Annotated in this window: 23 protein-coding genes; 10 read left to right on the forward strand and 13 right to left on the reverse strand. The window is 33.3% G+C overall.

Annotation, left to right across the window (positions count from 1 at the left end; all coding sequences use genetic code 11):
* Positions 1-68 precede the first annotated feature (68 nt).
* From F0919_RS00685 to F0919_RS00695, 3 genes are read right to left on the reverse strand one after another with little or no spacing between them, the layout of a single operon-like run.
* Complete coding sequence (locus F0919_RS00685) at positions 69-611, reverse strand: YceI family protein (RefSeq protein WP_150030787.1); 543 nt, start codon at positions 609-611, stop codon at positions 69-71.
* 24 nt (positions 612-635) lie between these two features.
* Positions 636-1,040, reverse strand: a complete 405-nt coding sequence (locus F0919_RS00690) for a hypothetical protein (protein ID WP_150030788.1) — start codon at positions 1,038-1,040, stop codon at positions 636-638.
* 24 nt (positions 1,041-1,064) lie between these two features.
* A complete protein-coding gene (locus F0919_RS00695) occupies positions 1,065-1,469 on the reverse strand; it encodes an OB-fold protein (protein ID WP_150030789.1) in 405 nt (134 codons plus the stop codon).
* A gap of 482 nt (positions 1,470-1,951) precedes the next feature.
* Between F0919_RS00695 and F0919_RS00700 the strand changes: the two genes are divergently transcribed.
* From F0919_RS00700 to F0919_RS00715, 4 genes are all read left to right on the forward strand, one after another.
* Positions 1,952-3,295 (forward strand): UDP-N-acetylmuramate--L-alanine ligase, encoded by a 1,344-nt coding sequence (locus tag F0919_RS00700; RefSeq protein WP_150030790.1) that lies wholly within the window; start codon positions 1,952-1,954, stop codon positions 3,293-3,295.
* 135 nt (positions 3,296-3,430) lie between these two features.
* On the forward strand, positions 3,431-4,909 hold the full coding sequence (gene accC, locus F0919_RS00705) for an acetyl-CoA carboxylase biotin carboxylase subunit (protein ID WP_150030791.1): 1,479 nt from the start codon (positions 3,431-3,433) through the stop codon (positions 4,907-4,909).
* Between the two features lie 175 nt (positions 4,910-5,084).
* Positions 5,085-5,957: a hypothetical protein gene (locus F0919_RS00710; protein ID WP_150030792.1), complete on the forward strand. Its 873-nt coding sequence runs from the start codon at positions 5,085-5,087 to the stop codon at positions 5,955-5,957.
* Positions 5,958-5,990: 33 nt separating this feature from the next.
* Complete coding sequence (locus tag F0919_RS00715) at positions 5,991-6,734, forward strand: hypothetical protein (RefSeq protein WP_150030793.1); 744 nt, start codon at positions 5,991-5,993, stop codon at positions 6,732-6,734.
* A 127-nt stretch (positions 6,735-6,861) separates the two neighbouring features.
* Here the strand turns inward: F0919_RS00715 and F0919_RS18350 are convergent, their stop codons facing one another.
* From F0919_RS18350 to F0919_RS00725, 3 genes are all read right to left on the reverse strand, one after another.
* Positions 6,862-7,029, reverse strand: coding sequence for a hypothetical protein (locus F0919_RS18350; protein WP_190277212.1), 168 nt, complete (start codon positions 7,027-7,029; stop codon positions 6,862-6,864).
* 89 nt (positions 7,030-7,118) lie between these two features.
* Positions 7,119-7,517 carry a hypothetical protein gene (locus tag F0919_RS00720; protein WP_150030794.1) on the reverse strand — a complete coding sequence of 133 codons (399 nt, stop codon included), beginning with the start codon at positions 7,515-7,517 and terminating at the stop codon, positions 7,119-7,121.
* Positions 7,518-7,864: 347 nt separating this feature from the next.
* A complete protein-coding gene (locus F0919_RS00725) occupies positions 7,865-9,841 on the reverse strand; it encodes an AAA family ATPase (protein ID WP_190277214.1) in 1,977 nt (658 codons plus the stop codon).
* A 110-nt stretch (positions 9,842-9,951) separates the two neighbouring features.
* Between F0919_RS00725 and F0919_RS00730 the strand changes: the two genes are divergently transcribed.
* Together F0919_RS00730 and F0919_RS00735 are read left to right on the forward strand one after the other, a co-directional pair.
* Positions 9,952-10,896, forward strand: a complete 945-nt coding sequence (locus F0919_RS00730) for a hypothetical protein (RefSeq protein ID WP_150030796.1) — start codon at positions 9,952-9,954, stop codon at positions 10,894-10,896.
* 15 nt (positions 10,897-10,911) lie between these two features.
* Positions 10,912-12,330 carry a hypothetical protein gene (locus F0919_RS00735; protein ID WP_150030797.1) on the forward strand — a complete coding sequence of 473 codons (1,419 nt, stop codon included), beginning with the start codon at positions 10,912-10,914 and terminating at the stop codon, positions 12,328-12,330.
* Here F0919_RS00735 and F0919_RS00740 read toward each other — a convergent pair.
* Genes F0919_RS00740 through F0919_RS00750 form a run of 3 tightly spaced genes read right to left on the reverse strand, consistent with a single transcriptional unit; the run spans position 12,318 to position 14,581 of the window.
* Positions 12,318-12,959 (reverse strand): hypothetical protein, encoded by a 642-nt coding sequence (locus F0919_RS00740; protein WP_150030798.1) that lies wholly within the window; start codon positions 12,957-12,959, stop codon positions 12,318-12,320. The genes F0919_RS00735 and F0919_RS00740 overlap by 13 nt on opposite strands.
* A gap of 24 nt (positions 12,960-12,983) precedes the next feature.
* Positions 12,984-14,162, reverse strand: coding sequence for a DUF4062 domain-containing protein (locus F0919_RS00745; RefSeq protein ID WP_150030799.1), 1,179 nt, complete (start codon positions 14,160-14,162; stop codon positions 12,984-12,986).
* A gap of 29 nt (positions 14,163-14,191) precedes the next feature.
* Positions 14,192-14,581, reverse strand: coding sequence for a helix-turn-helix domain-containing protein (locus tag F0919_RS00750; protein ID WP_150030800.1), 390 nt, complete (start codon positions 14,579-14,581; stop codon positions 14,192-14,194).
* 156 nt (positions 14,582-14,737) lie between these two features.
* Here F0919_RS00750 and F0919_RS00755 point away from each other — a divergent pair, with 156 nt between their 5' ends.
* From F0919_RS00755 to F0919_RS00765, 3 genes are all read left to right on the forward strand, one after another.
* On the forward strand, positions 14,738-14,944 hold the full coding sequence (locus F0919_RS00755; protein ID WP_150030801.1) for a hypothetical protein: 207 nt from the start codon (positions 14,738-14,740) through the stop codon (positions 14,942-14,944).
* Between the two features lie 303 nt (positions 14,945-15,247).
* Positions 15,248-15,484 (forward strand): hypothetical protein, encoded by a 237-nt coding sequence (locus tag F0919_RS00760; protein ID WP_150030802.1) that lies wholly within the window; start codon positions 15,248-15,250, stop codon positions 15,482-15,484.
* A 34-nt stretch (positions 15,485-15,518) separates the two neighbouring features.
* Positions 15,519-15,878 (forward strand): hypothetical protein, encoded by a 360-nt coding sequence (locus F0919_RS00765; RefSeq protein ID WP_150030803.1) that lies wholly within the window; start codon positions 15,519-15,521, stop codon positions 15,876-15,878.
* 202 nt (positions 15,879-16,080) lie between these two features.
* Here the strand turns inward: F0919_RS00765 and F0919_RS00770 are convergent, their stop codons facing one another.
* The 3 genes from F0919_RS00770 to F0919_RS00780 form a co-directional block, all read right to left on the reverse strand.
* On the reverse strand, positions 16,081-17,133 hold the full coding sequence (locus tag F0919_RS00770) for a PIN domain-containing protein (protein ID WP_150030804.1): 1,053 nt from the start codon (positions 17,131-17,133) through the stop codon (positions 16,081-16,083).
* 66 nt (positions 17,134-17,199) lie between these two features.
* A complete protein-coding gene (locus F0919_RS00775; protein WP_150030805.1) occupies positions 17,200-18,102 on the reverse strand; it encodes an IS1595 family transposase in 903 nt (300 codons plus the stop codon).
* A 103-nt stretch (positions 18,103-18,205) separates the two neighbouring features.
* The gene (locus tag F0919_RS00780) at positions 18,206-18,667 is read right to left on the reverse strand and encodes a hypothetical protein (protein WP_150030806.1); all 462 of its coding nucleotides are present in this window, start codon (positions 18,665-18,667) and stop codon (positions 18,206-18,208) included.
* Positions 18,668-18,773: 106 nt separating this feature from the next.
* On the opposite strand from F0919_RS00780, the gene F0919_RS00785 reads away from it, so the two are divergent.
* A complete protein-coding gene (locus tag F0919_RS00785) occupies positions 18,774-19,157 on the forward strand; it encodes a hypothetical protein (protein WP_150030807.1) in 384 nt (127 codons plus the stop codon).
* Here the strand turns inward: F0919_RS00785 and F0919_RS00790 are convergent, their stop codons facing one another.
* Positions 19,158-19,397, reverse strand: coding sequence for a hypothetical protein (locus tag F0919_RS00790; RefSeq protein WP_150030808.1), 240 nt, complete (start codon positions 19,395-19,397; stop codon positions 19,158-19,160).
* Between the last annotated feature and the right edge of the window lie 137 nt (positions 19,398-19,534).

Genomic DNA, 19,534 nt, shown 5'->3' on the forward strand with positions numbered 1-19,534 from the left:
ATGCTCTGTTTTAAAAAAAGACCCATAAAGTGCTTCACTTTACAGGCCTTTTTGGGGGATTTGAAAATTTATTTAAGGATAGCATTTACCGTAATCGCAATAGATTTTGCAATTTTACCTTCAGCTATACTTGGTATTTTAATATTGTAATCGGCAGTCGCCACATTGAAAGTTGCTTTAAAAGTAGCAACACCGTCTTTCACATCAATTGTTCCCGGAATACTTACGCTTTTGTTTACGCCATGTATTGTCATAGTTCCGTTGGCAACTACTTTATAGCTTCCGTTCTTTTTAAAGTCAACTTTATTATAGTCTGCAATTTTGCCTGCGAAGGATGCTTTCGGAAATTTACTGCTTTCCATATAGTCTTCGTTAAAATGCTCCTGCATCAGTTGCTTTTCAAACTTAAAGCCTTTTACAGCTATCTGAAATACCAAATCACCTTTGGATACATCATAAGCCGCCGCCACTTCGTTATTGAAAGCTTCAATGTTTTCAATGGAAGTTGAAGAAAAGAAACTTACTTTACCTGTACGGGTCATTATTTTTTGAGCAAACAAAGAAGTTGAACAACTTAGCACCAGGCCTGCCAGAATTATTATTTTTCTCATTCTTTAAAAATTTTCTTGTTTAGACTATTCAGGTGCTCCTGCGTTTACCCAGGCTGTAATCTTGTTTATGGTACAATCGCTCAATTTTGCTGCATTTTCAGGCATAGCGGTGAAATTGTCATTGTGATTAATAACACCAAGCAAAAGACTTGTATTATGTTCTGTTGTAAGTGCAACGCCTTTAACACTGGCATAATTGCTTAAATCTATCCCATCGCTTTTTGTGGCGGCATCATGACAACCGGCTGTTGCACAACTTCCGTCCATTACGGATTTCACATAACCGGTATAAGTAATATTGGTAGTGTCGCAACCGTTTCCAGAATTATCAGGAATAATATTTTCCTTGCTTTCGTTGGTACAGGCAATTATCGATAAGGAACTTAATAAAATCGTAATAACCGCAATCGTCTTAACTTTTTTGAACATACAGGTCAAACTAAAATTTAAAATTTATTTCTCTATCAGGATACAATCGTTGACAACAACATCATTAACCATTCCCGTACATTTTCCTTTTACAATTACCGGTTTCCCTTTCTCGCTTGTGGCGTTTTTATCACGCATTACGCACATCACAGCCTGCATCAAATCACCTGTCTCCAATATCAATATTTTTTGACCATCCTGATTTGTATCCACGCTTTGAACATTGCCACTCACTTCCAGCCACTTACCTAAATAAAGGCTGTCGGCGGCTTTATCATTTTGAGCATAGGCAGTAAATAATGATTTTGCCTCTACTTTCAAGGCATCCTGGTTTTCAGCTTTAGGCGCAGGCTTATTCCATAAATAAATGCCGTAGCCAACGCCTCCTGCAATCAGAATCAATAAAACAATCCCTATTTTCTTTAGCATAAAACTAATTTTCTAATACCTCTTTTTATAAACGGCCTATTTGCTAAATGTATTCTATTTACAAATAAAACTCAAAAATAACTTCAGTTGAAGCAGATTATTACAATACTATGTTAACCAGGCAATTTTTCATCAATTATACTAATACAAACAAAAAAAGATGTTACGCTTGTTTTCAAGTGTAACATCCGGATTCCGTTAAATGGTAATTATGTTATTTAGAAAATTGAAAATATAGAAGGGACAGGAGTCTGAATTCTTTCAGGGCAACCATATTTGTTACGGGAGGACGCGCATGACTGCATCATTAAACACATCACAGCTCCAACGATAGCCGCAGTCCAGAATTTATTTAGTTTTTTCATTTTCAGATGTTATTTTTAATAAAGATAGTATTTGGCGATACCGCTGCAAAATAAATAAAAATTCCGTTTAAAAAAACGGTTGTTATTTTTGCAACAAATTTAATACAAATAATCCTAATGTACATACATTTTATTGCAGTTGGCGGCGCTATCATGCATCAATTGGCTATAGCCCTTCAAAATAAAGGTTACAAGATTACCGGAAGCGATGATGAAATAACCGATCCGGCAAAAACAAACCTCGCAAAGAAAGACCTGTTGCCCCCATCTTTTGGTTGGTTTCCAGAGAAAATTACAAAAGAAATAGACGCCGTTATTTTAGGTATGCACGCCAAAGGCGATAATCCGGAAATATTGCGTGCAAAAGAATTGGGCATTCCTGTTTATTCTTTTCCCGAATATATTTACGAGGCATCGAAAAACAAGCAAAGAATTGTGGTTGCGGGAAGTCACGGTAAAACAACTACCACTTCCATGATTATGCACGTGCTCCGCGACCGGAAAATTGATTTCGATTATCTGGTAGGCGCTAAGGTGGAGGGTTTTGATTTATCAGTAAAAATATCGGATGCTCCTGTTATCATTCTGGAAGGCGATGAATATCCTGCTTCTGTATTGGAAAAAAGGCCTAAAATCCATTTCTATCATCCGCATGTATCCGTCTTGACGGGTATTGCCTGGGATCATGTAAATGTCTTTCCTACTTATGAATTTTATAAAGAACAATTTGCCATTTACCTGCGCGATATGCAGCCCGAAAGCACTTTGATTTATAATGCGGAAGACAAAGAGGTAGTATCATTGGTATTGGATGAGGCCAAACATCTGAAGCAAATGCCTTATGCTACCCCTTCTTTTAAAGTGGAACAGGATGCCGTAACATTAGACACTACGGACGGCAAGGTTTCTTTACAGATCTTCGGCGGACATAACCTGCAGAATATGGAAGCGGCAAGAAAAGTGTGTAACAGCCTGGGCGTAACTGATGTGGCTTTTTACCAAAGCATTAGAAGCTTTACAGGTGCGGCCCGCCGGCTGGAAAAAATAAATGAACGTGAAGGGTTTATTGCCTATCGCGATTTTGCGCATGCTCCATCCAAATTAAATGCCACATTAAAAGCAGTAAGAGAGCGTTATCCAGACCATTATCTGATTGCCTGCTTCGAGCTTCATACATTCAGCAGCCTGTCAGAACAATTTCTAAGCCAATACAAAAACTGTATGGATGCCTGCGACAAACCGGCAGTATTTTACAGCGCACACGCATTGGCGTTAAAAGGCTTGCCTGCTTTGAATCCTGATGAGATTAAAGAAAACTTCGATAATGCTACTTTGACGGTCTTCAATCAAAAAGATGCCTTACAGCAGTGGATAGCAGAAAGCATTCAAAATGCACCAAAACCTGTATGTTTGCTGTTAATGAGCTCAGGTACTTTCGATGGGATGGGCTTTGAATTTTAATTTTTACAGATGTTAGCTATCAGACATTGGATATTAAAAAAAGAGAAGCTTATTTCTAATGTCAATATCTAAAAAAATCAATCATTCGGACAGTATCTGACATCTAAAATCTAACTACTAATATCTAAAAACAAAATGAATAAAATACTTGTTGCCAATCGTGGCGAAATTGCTTTGAGAGTAATGCGTTCTGCAAAAGAAATGGGTATAAAAACTTTAGCTGTTTATTCTGAAGCAGACAGGAATATGCCTTTTGTGTCGTATGCTGATGAAGCAGTATGTATTGGTCCTGCACCTTCCGCGCAATCTTATCTGAGAGCCGATAAAATTATTGAGGTGGCGAAGGAGTTTGGCGCTGATGCCATTCATCCCGGTTATGGCTTTTTGAGCGAGAATGCTTCTTTCTCCAAAGCAGTTACGGATGCAGGCCTGACTTTCATCGGGCCATCGGCCTACTCTATCGAGATTATGGGTAGTAAAATAGGTGCTAAACAAGCTGCGCAAAAGTTTAATGTCCCAATGGTTCCCGGTACGGACAAACCATTGGAGAGTGTTGAAGAGGCAAAAGAAGTCGGCATGAAAGTCGGTTTCCCTATTTTGATAAAAGCTTCTGCAGGTGGTGGCGGTAAAGGTATGCGTGTGGTAAATAATGTGGATGAGCTGGAAGAGCAGATGCGCATGGCAAAGAGCGAGGCATTGAGCGCATTCAGCAATGATGATGTTTTTATAGAAAAGTATGTGGCTTCGCCCAAACATATCGAAATACAATTGATGGGCGATCAGCACGGCAATTATGTTTATCTTTTTGAACGTGAATGTTCCATTCAGCGCCGTCATCAGAAATTGATTGAAGAAGCACCATCCTCTTGCCTCACGCAAGATATCAGGAAAGCGATGGGTGAATGTGCCGTAAATGTTGCAAAGGCTTGTAAATATTACGGAGCGGGCACTGTAGAGTTTTTGGTGGATGATGATCTGAACTTTTATTTCCTCGAAATGAACACACGTTTGCAAGTAGAACATTGTGTTACAGAAATGATCAGCGGCGTTGATTTGGTTAAAGAGCAAATCAGAGTGGCAAGAGGTGAAAAATTATCTTTTACGCAAGATGATTTGAAAATAAACGGCCACTCAATAGAACTGCGTGTTTGTGCCGAAGACCCGATGGACAACTTTATGCCTGATACCGGAAAATTGAATATTTATATTCGTCCACAAGGCCCGGGGGTTCGTGTAGATGACGGTTATGAACAAGGCATGGACATTCCGATTTTCTATGATCCGATGATTGCTAAACTGGTAGTTTGGGGAAAGGACAGAAATGAGGCAATCGACAGACTATGCAGAGCGGTAGATGAATTTAAAATTCAAGGTATTCAAACAACTTTGGCTTTTGGTAAATGGGCCGTAAAGCAGCCTGCTTTCATGGAAGGAAAATTTGATACCAATTTCATCGGGAAATATTTCAAACCGGAATACCTTATTCATGAAAATGAAGAAGAAGCAGGCGTAGCAGCAGCTTTGGCCGGGGTGCTTTGGGAGAAAGGTAAAAAGGTGCATCAGGTTGCTTCGCAAAGCAGCAATCTTTCAAAATGGAAAATGCAACGGAATTAATTTATTCATTTGACATAGAAAGGAAAAAGAGGTTGAAAGCATAATTTTCAGCCTCTTTTTTTGCGAAGATATTATCAGAAAATATTCAAAAATAATTTCACTGTACAGCCAAATAGTTTAGTTTTACTATGATTCAGAAGATGCGTGATTTTGCAATATCAAAAAAACTGAAAAAATGAACGAAGACAATAATAAAGAACATAACGAAGAAGAAGAACAGTTCAGCGATGATCCGGAAGAACAGTTAAGAATTGAAAATGAATTATTACGCTTAAAACTGCAGGCCGAAACGGGTGCAGAATTACAGCAATTGGAAAATATACCGCCTGATGTTGAAAATGCTTTCCTGAATAATATACTTGCGTTTGAAAGACAATTAGATAGCATTGAAGAAACAAAAATATTTGATCTTATCGGTCAACCTGCAGATTTCAAAAATGAATCGGAATTAAGTAACGAGGAAATAGAAACAGAACTGGAACGGTTAGTAGAATTATTGGAATCACATCAGATAGAGGTGGATTACGGAACAGATTATTCTTCCAGATTAAAATACAAATTCATTACCGAAGAATTGTTTGAGCACAGCACACAAAAGTTCGATATCCCTGACATGGTGCATCATTTTATTTATGAGGAATTTCACCCCAATCATACGCTTTCTATAGAAGGCATTGCAGAAGACTTTCTGGAGATGTGGTTTTCCCGCAACATGGAAAAGGATAGTTATATTTTCAGTGATGAAATGATTTCGAAAGACGGCGAATCTGTAACCAAGGAACAGTTCTTATTGCGTGTACAACATGTTTTTGATGCTTATATTGATTTTGAAAACGCAAAGTATGAAATACAGGATGTATCATTTCATATGACACATGAAGGAGAGGAACCTACTGCAACAGGCTATACGGAAGGTATTTTGGAATATGATGCGGTTCTGGAAAATAAGGAAATCCAGAAAATAAAAAGCCCTTTCAAACTGTATATGCAACACCGCTTTGGTTACTGGGAATTGTTTAAAATTAATATGCCGGGCCTGGAGTTGTAGCAACCGCACATTCCAAACCATTCATTGCAGGTTATGACACTTTATAATAGATACCTTAACGGTGAAACAATACAGGTTTATAAAGATATTTCTGCCATGGGAGCAGATGCTTTTTTACCTAATAATTTTCCGGAAATTAAAAATGTATTAACTGAAACATTTCAACGGGTTTCTTATAATCTTAATATCATATACAAGGAGCTTAAGGATATACATTATCTTTTTAGAACCGATTTTGAATACAATTCAGATTTAGCCTTGATAAAGCCTTTGGCTAATGTAGACGTATTATTAGCAGATTTGGATAAAGTGGTTCGCCCATTTGGCTTTGTTCCACTATCTTTAAAGATGTTTTACAAAATTGTAGGATCGTGTAATTTTTCATGGGATTTTGATATAAATGAAGAACACATCTGGCAATTTGCAGATCCAATACAAATTTCAGGTGTGGACGATGTTTTGGAAGAATTGACACAAGAAGGGTTTTTAGACGACCTATCGGAGTTTTATGAAGAAGATGGTTATATTGCTTTGGAAATATCTGCCGATTATTTACATAAAGATAATACCAGTGGAGGTCCGGCTTACGCATTGCTATTGACACAAAAGCCAAGTATCGATTCCAGTCTGTTAAATGAAGAACATGATACCACCTTAATAGATTATTTAAGAATTTGTTTTGATAACTGTGGATTTCCCAGAATTACAAACAAAGAACATAACAATGATTATAAAGATTTTTTCGATAAAGTAAAGCCACAACTTAAACCAATATAAATTATGGCAGTATTTACTTTAAACCATGTGAATGCCTAAACAAATCTAAACATTTAGAAACTTGCCAAGGTTGGCAATCTTATTGTCATGGTTAGCAGTGTAGGTTTTCTACACTTGAAATCACATTTTATTCGATGTCTGATTGCTTTAAACCAAGGTCATATTTTGCACTTAAATCTTCTATAGCTTTTTTCTCCTCATCAGTGATCTTGTTCTCTTTTCTGTGCTTTTTAATCTCTTTAGATTTCTTTGCGTAATCCTCTTTGTATTTTTCAAATAATAGTAAAAATTTCATGGGGTATATATTAAGAGGAGGAATTTGGATTAACGTTGCTTTGACACGGGTGGCATTAAATATATTTTGATGAGTCAAAGTAAATTGATCTACAAATCTCTTTTTCTAATCCAATATTCATACCCAAGAAATAGCTGTTTAAAAATATCACTTTGTTCATCCTTTAAAATTTCAGTTAATCTATCCATTCCAACCTTAACTACATAAAGGAGATATTCTACATTCAATGATTTGATATTGCCAATATTAGTAAAGAGGTTTCCTCTATTATAATCTTGATATCCTAAACCATATCCAAGTTGAGCAAAAAAAGAATGTACAACACAATGTCTGTAACAGTCTTTGAAATTTTCATAAGTGTCGAAATTTTTCAAATCATCTCGATTCGAAATTTGGCTAAAATAATTTTTGGCAGAAATTCCAAAGTCATCATTTGGAGGATTATTTAACCATCTTCCAAATAGATCAATAATAGAAAAACAGACCATTGCAATTGGTATGGTACAGCGTGAAACTTTATTTTGAATTAGTGAATAAGAAATTTCATCTTCGGGTCGAATTGTAGTTTTCGTGGTAGAGGACGAGGAGGAATCAGAAAAACATCCATAATTAGCGATTTGTTCTAAATGGCTTAAATCTTGGGAACTATCTCTATAGTTCGTTGAACGAAATTCTTAAATTGATGATAAGTTATTAAACATTCAGTCATTATAATTCAGTTTTGTAAGCCTCTTAAATATTTTGTGATTTCCTATGTTTTAGAATTATTCGAGATAGTTCTAAAACCCTTAAAAAGGATAAAATCAAGTTGTTGCAATACCCTTTGGTTTTAATCCTATATTTCATCTTTCAAACTTAATTGAGCTATTTTGGAATTAATGTGAAGCTGAGATAAAAAAGCATTTTTTCTCCCATTGCCTATGGTGTTTTCACGCTCATCCCTTAATTTAAGTATTTTATTAAAAGTATTTAATTCTAACGTTTTAAGTGTTTTATCAACATCTTCAATTTTTATTTTGTTTAATTGTTTTTTTGATATTACTGCACAAGTAATTACATGCTCTTTGCCTTTAACAGCAATTGAAGATGGCAAATTCTCCATATTGAATAATACCTTAAGTTCATCTAAGTCTAACAATATAAATCCTTCTTTACCTATCCTTTCTCCTTTTGTCAATATTTTTGCCTCAATAATTATCAGGAAACCATTATCATTTATTGCTTCAATAATACTGTTTATGCTTTCTACCCATTCTTTAATTGGTATTTCGTGTAGAACGTTACATAACAGAATAAAATCGAAATGCGTTTTGGGTAAGTCCGAATGTTTGCCATAAACATTTTTCGCTCCCATTCCTTTAAGATTTTCATGGAATAACGGTTCTATCTCCAAAGCACTATAAGTAACCTTACTCATAAAAATTGAGTCAGATTTAAGATGCTCATATAAGCGTCCTTTACCTGCCCCAAAATCAAGTAAAAGATTTGAAGATGTCGTTGAACTTTGAGCAATAGCTTTTTTGAGCGCTATTAATTGAGGATCATCAGGTCTTGCACTTTCTATTACTTCTGGATCAGCAAAACATTCTGTCATGAAATTTACAAATGTCCATGTAGCAATGGATGATAAAAAATCTGACAGTTTATTAACTCGATCTTCGATACTCATTAACTCTGCTAATGATTCACCAATTGTTTCTTGTGAAGGATGTTTAATTTTCCCATCTTTAACCATAAATATTTCATCATAATTTAAGTTTGACAAAATATTTATTGAATGTGTTGCAAAAATTAATTGTCCAGTTTCTCCAATGACTTGGCGCAATCCATTAATCAAATCTATTTCTGAATCTGGATGTAAATGTAACTCAGGTTCATCAATCAAAATTATACACTCCTTGATATTCAGGTTAGGATTTTGATCGAGTAAAAAGAAAAGTAAAGCATAAGAAAAAAGTACTTTTTCCCCGTCAGAAAAGTCTGTATAATCAAAATCACGACCATTAAACTTCCATTGTCCCACAAAGTTACCAGTAACTCCTGTAGTAGTTAGTGTATTTGTTGAACTTTTTCTTTCCCAAGTAAGTTCTTTGTTTAAAAAGTCTTTAACGAATTTTTTCAAAGAAAGAAATCGTTTGTGTGAAATTCGTTCTTCATATTTAGATTTCTCACCCATGCAATCCATGTAATCAAATGTTAATTGATGTGGAAGCTTTGCCAAGAATTTTAGTGCACTTTTGTTAATAGATTTTAATTCATCATATTGTACTAAATTTGAGACATTTTCTATTAAATTCTCAAAAGATCCATTTTCTTCTCTTTCTGTTAATACATCTTGTAATTTCTGAATTTCGGAATATTCAATCTTTCTTAAATAAATTTGTTTTAGAGTTGTAATTGGTCCCTTTAAAAATTCATTTTCCATCGATTGAACTTGTTGAGAAAGATGGGTCTGCATTTGCGCATTTGGTTTTCTTTTTAACAATTGAATCTCAATGTTATTTTGAGTGTTTGAGGGATATTTTTTCTGTATTTCTAATTTTTCTCTTAATGCAAACCAATCTTTATAAGGTTCTAATTGCCTCACTTCATTTTGTATATGCTTAGGCATACCTACGATTGACTTATCAAAAATGTCTTGAATCTTTATATCATTAAGTAGATTTTCTTGAAAAATTCTTAAAATCCTTGTTTTACCTGACCCATTCTTTCCAACAAGCGCTATTACGTTACTCAATCTTTGAAGGTTAATTTCATCAATCCCTTTACTCGATGTTATTGACTTACTTATTTTAATCTTATTGAATTTCATAGATATGTTTTTGGGAGCCTTACAAAAATAGAATATAAGCAATGAAATATATCTATAACTTTTACACAACTCAAGCATATTGAATAAAATGTTATGTTTATCTTTATTCCATGGATAACATTTCAGAATTTTTCAAAGAATTTAAAAACAGACTTAATAATCCAATTTTTGGATCATTCATCATCAGTTGGTTGATTATTAACTGGCGAATACCAATCGGACTTTTTGGGTATAGACTCAGCGATTTAAAGTTGGATGGATATAATTCTTATGCTGATTTAATTCTTAGGAATGCATCAACATGGAATTATTTTTGGCATCCATTAATCTTTGCAGTTTTATACACGTTTTTATTTCCTGTATTCAGAATGCTCATTATAGCCTTTTTAAGCTATATAAAAAAGAAAAGTAACAACTGGAACACAGAGATAATGAAAGATTATTATGTGCCAATGAATCGGTTTGTAAGACAAGAGCAGAAGTATGACGACTTAGCCAGAACACTTCAACAAATATATACCGAAGACTCAAAGACAGTTGAAGAAAACGTGGAATTGAAAACCCATATATTAAAGCTCAATGAAGACTTGGTTGTAGAAAAAAACAAGCTACCGCAACTAAGATTGGAAGTGGAAGATATGAAAAGCGAACACCAACGATATGTTCAATTTAACAACATAAATTGTATTTCAGGTGAATGGCTATTTATAAGAACTAATCCTAATAGTGAATCTGAAAATGAAGAGGAAATAAAAATAATGATAATAGGCTCCAGTATATCAATTATGACACCAATCGATGTAATCCTTTGGGGACGAATCCTATCATTTAACTATAATAGCTTAAGAAAAGACATCACAATTGTTTGGGAGTATATGGATTATCATCCGCTTATAGATGCACATACATTAGGAAAAGCTGCCTTTCTGGATGTTCACATTCTTCAACTTGGTTACAGAGGAAAAACAGATGTTATCAGGGGCATGGAGGGTGTCGATCATTTGGGTAATAAAGTTCAATATTCACGCCTATTGAAAGAATCCTCTCGCTTATAAAATATTGAATCGTTTATGGAAAAGAAGCTTTGGCAACATGCAATAGAGAAAAATCAAAGAACATTGGATTCTATTATCTCAACTTATGAATATAGTAAGAAAGAACATTGGTATAATGTTCTTGCTAATAGCCCATTGTTAAATGGGAGACAAGCAAAAATATGGTATGAGGAGAATCATTTTCATTTCCATATTGCAATTGTGGATGATAATGTTAAACCAGCCGATTTGGAATTAATCATGAAGGCAAAGAATTTATTATTGATCTTCCAAAATTCTTCCTTTGAATGGAAATGTGATTTTGATTCTGTCGATTCTCTATCATCATCGATTCAACCAACGCAAGGTTATACGATTATTGAAGGCAAGCTCAAACATCTTAAATCCAATGAAAAAAACGATGATAAGCAGTTGTACACTGCCATTATTCAATGTCCTGATGAGAATTTCCTTGGCTCCCACTTTCCAGCATATAATTTAAAAGTTGGCGAAATAACCTATGGAATGAGACTTATTGAGCTAAGTATTATTGGACAACCATTACATTTTTATATTTACGGAAAAGAAAATTTAAAGGAAAAATTCTTGTTTGTAGAGAGTATTGACCAAATTGAATACGAGAAATTTAGCTGTATTATTAACGAAGTTCTGTTATGCATCGCTTATCTAACGGGTATATCTGTTGGAAAAGAAATTTTTACTTTAGTAAATCACCCTAACGAATCGTACAAAGCTTATCCTTATTGTCATTCTATTTATAAGGAAAATATTCAGTCAAACAAGTATGGTACGATTTTAAAATTGGATGACGGAATAACTGAACATTCAACAATTTTTTATAAAAATGGATTGGAGTTTTTAAAAACAATAATTGAAAAGTGCATATTATCAACCCAATATCGACGAGCAATATTATTACTTATTAAAGCAAATTCCGAAGAAGATTATATTAAAACAACTATTTATTCTGTGGCTTTGGAATCTATGTGCAAGCTTATGTATGAGAAGAAACCAATCAATCCAATTCCTGAAAAGAAGCTTGCCAGCCAGATACGAGACGATCTTAAAAAGATAATTAATCATCATGCTAAAGATTTACAAGAGGAATCAATTGCCAAGCTGAACAATTATGTCAATAATATTAATCGACCCAGTAACTCTGATATGCTAACCAAACCATTTGTCGAAAATAATATTAAACTAAACGAATTGGATTTGCAAGCTATTAATCATCGTAACGATTTTTTGCATGGACGATTACCCTATGATTCAGGAACGCATGAATTGTCAATTATTGCTTTGAGATTATTGTATTGCGTCAGTTGTTTAATATTGAAGTACTCAGGATATATAGGAGGATTAAATTACTACAGCTTCCATTATCAACATTATAATAACCTGAAAAAAGAGGGCAATCCTTATTATCTCATTTGAAGTCTTAAACCATCTACGACAAAATCTGTTGAATATACCTTTGCAATATTCTCCATATTGCCAATACTTATGACAAATGGATCAATTGCTTCTCTTTCGACATAAAATCGAAATTCTTTCTGATATTCAAATTCCATTGGCTTTTCGAATAAATTGACCTTTCGACTTATTTTCATTCTATCGTAATAATCTACAAAACCATGGCTGTATTTTACTCCTGCTTCGGTAAGTTTTTCTTCTATTAACTCTAAAAATCTTTCACTGTTTTTAACCATTAAACAATGTGTACCAAATTCTTTGACTTTTTGATTGATTTCAAATTCAAGCGGATTACCCCAACCATGTGATGAAATGCAATATAGACTGTAAATATTACCTAATACCTCTGGAAATGCTTCACGAATATGTATGTTAAGATAATTACCTTTAAAACCTATTTCTGGTATCTCAAATTCCCCAGGGAGACAGTTAGTTATTCTACTTGCACCCTCATATATATCTCCCCGCAATTCCTTATCTTCAAATAATCTAAAGTGCTGTATAGAGTTCATGTAGATAGTTCCGTTATGAAGTAAATCATAAATATTTTCTTCACAACCGAATTTTAAAAAAGTAGTAATCGTCGCCATTGTCATAAAAGTTTGTAACAAAAATTATGCTCTGTTTCTATATATGGCACTTTCTATTTTATTCAGCTCCTCATTAAATTTCTCAACACTTTCATCATTAGCAGATATAACAAGGGTCGCTTTTATTTCGACTTTTTGAGTTGGGTCAGAATTATATTTTTGGATACCTTGCTTGATTTCTTGACTTGCAAAATCTGGGTATTCCCAAATTTGATTCAATGTCACAGCAGGAAAATCTGAAAGTACTTCTTTCAGATTTTTATAATCTTCGTGCACTTTAGTTGATTTAACCATAATAGACCATTTCGCAATTTCGCCATACATACGTGCTATAGAAGATGCCACATAATATAACCCTTTTAAATCCGAAGGTTGATTTGGCTCTCCCCAATACTTCTGCAATGCATTATTAACTAAGTTGGTCAAAGAGGCAATTAAGTTTAAAATTATTTCGAAATTGATTTGTATCCAATTTGATAGTGCCTCAGGGTTTAAGATCGCACTATTACAAGACGTTGTGATTCTATATTCTAAATCCAGTTTTAAATCCTCAAATTTTTCAAGCTCGTCTTTTAGGACTTGAGCAAAGAAAAGAGGTTCCCATAATTGCTCTTTCTTCAAAATTATATCAAGAGCTTTTGCAGATAAATGTTTATAAAAATTTGGTGTATCCAGCATCCTGTATTTCTTTCTCAAATCAAGATTGCTTTTTGTTAAGTGAGATAACTGAATACGTAACGTATGAACTATATCCTGAGCTTTTTCAAATTCAAAGCACCATTTGAGATTTTTTTCTCGGATTTCTTCCAAGAATTCAAACACTTTAACTGAATCTACAACATTATTAAAATTGCCGTTTTTATTATCTTTCCAAACAGGAAGAATATTAATCAGAGGCTTGTAAATAAAGACATAAACAGGTATGCCGTTTTGTTTTGCGTATAAATATTCAGTGTTAGTTATAGACTTTCCTGAGTCGGTAATATATCCATATCTGCCACCCAGTATCAAGATAAAAATATCACAAGATTGAACATTTTGTAAACAATTCTCCAGAGTGTCGTTGTCGGGGTCTATTGGAAAAGAAGAATATTCTGATAATACTGGCAAGTATCCAATTTGAGATATAAAATCATTTAAATCCGCTCTTACTTGGGAAAGATCGTAACAGGTCGAACTAACAAATACTTTTGGTTGTGCCATGGGTAAATAGGTGATTTATTACATTGACCCTAAGATAATCTATCTGATAGCTTATCAATTAGAATCATGAGTTTATTATTCTGTTCTTCCAGTCGTGCAATAGTATCTTTATACATTTGTCTTTCTTCATCAGCTAATCCATTATGATGAATATTTACATTCTCAGAACATATACCATTGCTATGAGTAATGTGATGAATAATCGTTTGGTCATTTATTCGCAAAAAATCTCCAATATCCATTTTGTACAACTGCGCTAACTTTTCAATTCTATCAATGGAAAATGTTGCTTGACCTTTTTCCATTAATGAATATGTGTTAGGACTGATATCTAAAATCGAAGCAACATAGTCCTGAGTATAATTATGGACTTCTCTAAGCATGCGCAATTTAGGGGCTAATTTTTCGGATATATTCATAAGAGAAAGAATGTGTTGCAAAGTAATAAAAATCCTGTAGGAAATAGGAACATTCCCCAAAAAATCGTGGAAATTTCCTATTTACAATTACAAGTATTTCGGTCCATTTTTCGTCCTTTGTGAAACATTTCTTCACCTAAAAACACTATAAAAAAAATGGCTTCAGTTAAAATAACACTCGTAAACAATAGTAAAAAATCAGTCACATACAAGCATAGTTCAGGATCGGGAAACCTTCCTGCGGGTGCCCGTCGTGAAACAGTCGCTACTGTAGGCACAACCCTTTATTTTGAAAATGATAATGGGGCAAAATATACAATTGCTGAATCTGATAGAGGCAAAATTTTCTATTATAATAGGTAGTCAATATTCAAATATTTAAAAGATAAAAATAATGAAATGTCCTCATTGTAAAGAACCATTAAAAGTGAAATTAGTACCGCTTTTTGTGCCGTCTATGATAACTAATTTAGATGCATTGGAGTGCGTAAGTTGCCAAGCATTTATTACTCTATATCAAGATCATTTCAAAATTCTAAATAAGATAAATGATATAGCTGATATGAATCACTCACATCAGCAATAGCACATCCTATATATCATTATCTTGTCACTTTTTGACTTTAAAGCAATCCAAATTTGGATTGCTTTTTTAATATATAGGGTATGAAATATTTAAAAACGTATGAAAATTTCAATGGTGACTCCAGTCCTGTAATATTGACTTATGAACCAGAAATGGAACATGAAATTGAAAACCAAAAAACACAGGAAGAAAAGGAAAAAGACTGCAAAAAGAGCATTGAAAAAATCGAACTTTTTCCTCCGAAACAAACCGTACAAAAAACACTCGATGCTATAGAAACCGAAAATAATATACAACACCAAACGCTGCCTAATTAAGGTTCACGTCTTCAAGATAAAAAATACAATAACGATGAGAATCAACAATAGTTATTTCGCAATCAGAGTGCAATTAATAAACTTAGAAAACAATGAAAAATTAGAATATCGTTCTCTTTATTCTCACTTACATAAAATTGGATTGAGAGAATATTTTTTTGATGAGCACGATAATGAAATAAAATTGCCAGAAGGCATGTATGCTATATTATCTTATAATTATACAGGAGAGTCTATTCTTCGTAAAACAGCAGATGCTATAGAGGAAGCCCTAAAAGAATTTTATCCGAATAGTTGGTCAAATAAATTTACTCTAATGATATCAGGACCAGGCACCATATACTATGAGCATTTAGAACATGAAAATTCTGAGAAAAAATCTAATCATAAGTAAATCATCTAAGTAAAATATCTATCAATAAGATGTATATTTGGGTCATGCAAAAGAAGAAAAATTCCCTTCCGAAAAAATCATCAGCAGGGTCTGAAGATTTAAAAACCAAGAAGATTACCAAAGAAAAATTTGAAGCGAATCTTCTGAAATTTCTTGTACAGAAAGACAAGAAAAAAGAAAATTGATACTCCTATCTTGAAGCTCATTCCCATTTTGAATATAAGGCTAAATTCTTGTCATTATTTATTTGAATCAATTCAAAGTTTTCATCATAATCTTCTTCGTTTATTAGATGCACTTTGAATATTGTTTCAATCAAGTCTTGATCACTATACTCATAATATGATTGTTCAAAATAGTGATAACTTTTATCATCTGAATCATAAAACATTGAGTTTTCATCATCAATTAAAATATCCACTTTGTATTCTACTAAAGCATTGACTTCAATAGTAATTGATTCATCATCAACCGCAATTACTTCATAAGTACTATCCAATAGAGCAGTGGTAATCCCATCAACATCATAAATGTCAAAACCATTTACGACTCCATAAAGATTTGACGTGTCTTCCAATTGAGCTTCAACCCAGTCAAGAATTCTCACACTCCAATTCTCTTTTGCTGTAAGATAAAGTTTTGCCAAGAAATCTATGCGATTACGATACTGATGAATATCTTTCAACTTTGAAGAAAGATAATCTTCATAACTATTAACAGTCTTAAATGTGCCATGTTTATAATTTTGAAGATCGTGATCCATCGAGAATATCGTGCATTCAGTCTTAGTTTCTATGCACCACTCTTCAAGCATTTGTAATATAATGGCATCAGGAAACTCTACTTTTTTATTCTTTCCTTTAAATGGATAATCTCCGTTAAAATACTTTTCAAATACAGGTTGAACATTCATCAATTTATATGGTATAATGATTGCTTTTGCTTCTACTAATGCTATGTCAAATTTTTCATCAAATTCAGTACAAACTTGAAATAAATTGTAATCTTTTAATGAATCAAAATACAGAGGAAGATTCTTTAGATACTTACCTTCGCCTTTCTTTAAAATACCAATTTTATCATTGACTTCTTGTAAACTTTTTTTAAAGTTGTTTTTAACTTCAGCTATAACTATTTCCGGGACTACGATTTTTAAAAATAATTCTTTAGATAATCTTAATAACTCCTTGATACGAGTTCCTTCAAGATAATTTTCTTTAATGAATACACTTGTGTCTAAAAATACATGTTCCATATATGGTCACTTGAGATCAACAAGATAATAATTTTGAAGAACTAATGGACAACCGTTCATTTCAAATCAAGAAAAAAGAGAATTAAGTAAGTCATTGAACATATTGGAGCTATAGCGAAAATTATATTTAAAGATGGCTTCTTTCAAGTATAAAAATAAGTATTTCTTTTTAACACTTATATAGCTTCCGTTGAGAGTTCTTTTTAGGCAACTCCATAGGTTTTCTACCGCATTCGTACTTGCGTTACTTTCTGAAACATATTGTTTCTTTCTATGATTACACATTTCACGATTGTAATATCGTTCTAAAATTTTATACCCCCTATACTCATCAGTCAGAATGGTGCTTCCAGTCTTTATATGATCTAATAATACAGTTTTTAATGTAGTGCCTTTAACATCTGGAATTACTTTTGCAATAGCTCGACCACTGGTCATATCTATCATGCCAAGTACAGGTATTTTGTCAACATAAGCCCGACCTTGACTTTTCTTTGCTTTTTTGTCCGCATGTCTGTTCTTATTCTTACCGCCTACAAAAGTTTCGTCAATTTGAATAAAACCATCCATCGGGCTTTCATCGTTAACAAGGAAGATTCTGATCTGCTTTAAAATACGTAGTCCCGTCTTTTCACTGACCTTAATCATACGGGCAACCTCATGGGCACTAATACCATTTTTAGAAATCGTAAATGCGAAGATTGCATGGAACCAACTTTTGAGTGAAATTCGAGTTTTCTCAAATGGTGTACCTACTGTGGGATATACTTGATTATAGCATTTATATTTTCTACACTGATATGCTCTACGACCCTTTACTCTAATATAGTCCAATTTGCATTTACACTTAGGACAAACTTCCATTCTACCATATGTCATTTGGAATATCTTTTCCAAGCAAGCATCATCATCTGGATAATCCCTTAATAATTCATCAAGCGTGTACTCGTTCTTGGTAACTTTACCCATAGAGAAATTTAGTTTTAAAAGGTTAGAAAATAAATTGACTATCGTAAAGACAATAAGAATCGTACCCCATCATTGATAGGTTGTTTTATTGCCAAAAATATTTTTAGGATTTCAAGAAGTACTTGTTCCTATATCCAGAAGAATCTACACCAATCTCTCCAGCGATTCCAAGATTGCTTGCATACTGAGATATTGTTTTGATAACGAACTTAACACTATCAAACGCTTCTTCCTTCATTATAAAATCAGCTATCTCATTGACTATTGCTGGTCTGCCGATTTGGTTTAAAGCATACAATAGCTTATCAGCCCAAGTGCCACGCTTTGGATATTCTTCAGTTGACTGTAAAGGAATTGTATTGGTTTTGGGAAGAGTAACAGGAGTGATTACACTCTGTCGTTTAGGTGGACTCTGAGTGTCCATCGGTACTGATCCACCATAGTGAATTATGAGATCAGATACTTTGTATAATTTGTCTGTAAGGTCTTTATGTACTAAGTACAGTGAAGGTAAGATTGTGGACAAATAAGGGAGATTTTTTACAAAGATACAGATTTGACCCATTTACGCCAAATATTTTTACTAAAAAAATTTATTTTCTAAAATTTTATTTTGTATAAATAAGAATTAAAATTTCTTATTTATTATGTTTGCTGTTAAAAAATAAACAATGACAACTGACAATCCATTTGAATCCAAAACAGTTACTCTCACTCCACCATTTCACTTTACAGTAAGAATAGTACTTCGAAATATAAATGAAGAAGATTCAAAAGATAATCGAATATACACCGCCCTACACAAAGAAATGGAAGAGTTAAATTTTAAAAGAACCATTGAAAACGGAAGCTTACGATTACCTGATGCTGAATATTTTATTTCTTACAATACAAATTGTGAAGACGTAGCAGACTATGCTAAAAATGCAATAATGAATTTATTTGAATATTTTACTCGTTATAAAGCTATAATAGATAATCATTATTCAATTTTAGTTACAGGCAGAGGTACTTACTTAGCCCGAAATCTCGAACCAACTCCACCCATTAATTAATTAATCATCCCCACATATATTTCCATGACGTGTATAAACGCCATCATATGTAATATGGTCTGTTATGTTTTTCTTTCCCATTCTAATTCCAGATTTGTAGAGATAAAGAGAATTAACTTTAGATTCTAACTCATAAATCAACTGATTAACGTCACGTACATTCAATGTTAAACTGCTGATAATTTCCCTATCATCCATTTCAACAATTGTTTTTTCGTCAAGCTCTATTTTTACTTTCATGTGACTATATATTAAAAAATATCTCTCCCTTTAAAAAATCGAATAAATCTCTGCATTTGATTTTTTTATTTTTCAAACGAAATATCTTTTAATAATAACTAAAATGTAACCGTTGGCATTATATGTAGAACCAGTGT

The organism is Taibaiella lutea, assembly GCF_008629695.1.
GTDB lineage: Bacteria > Bacteroidota > Bacteroidia > Chitinophagales > Chitinophagaceae > Taibaiella > Taibaiella lutea.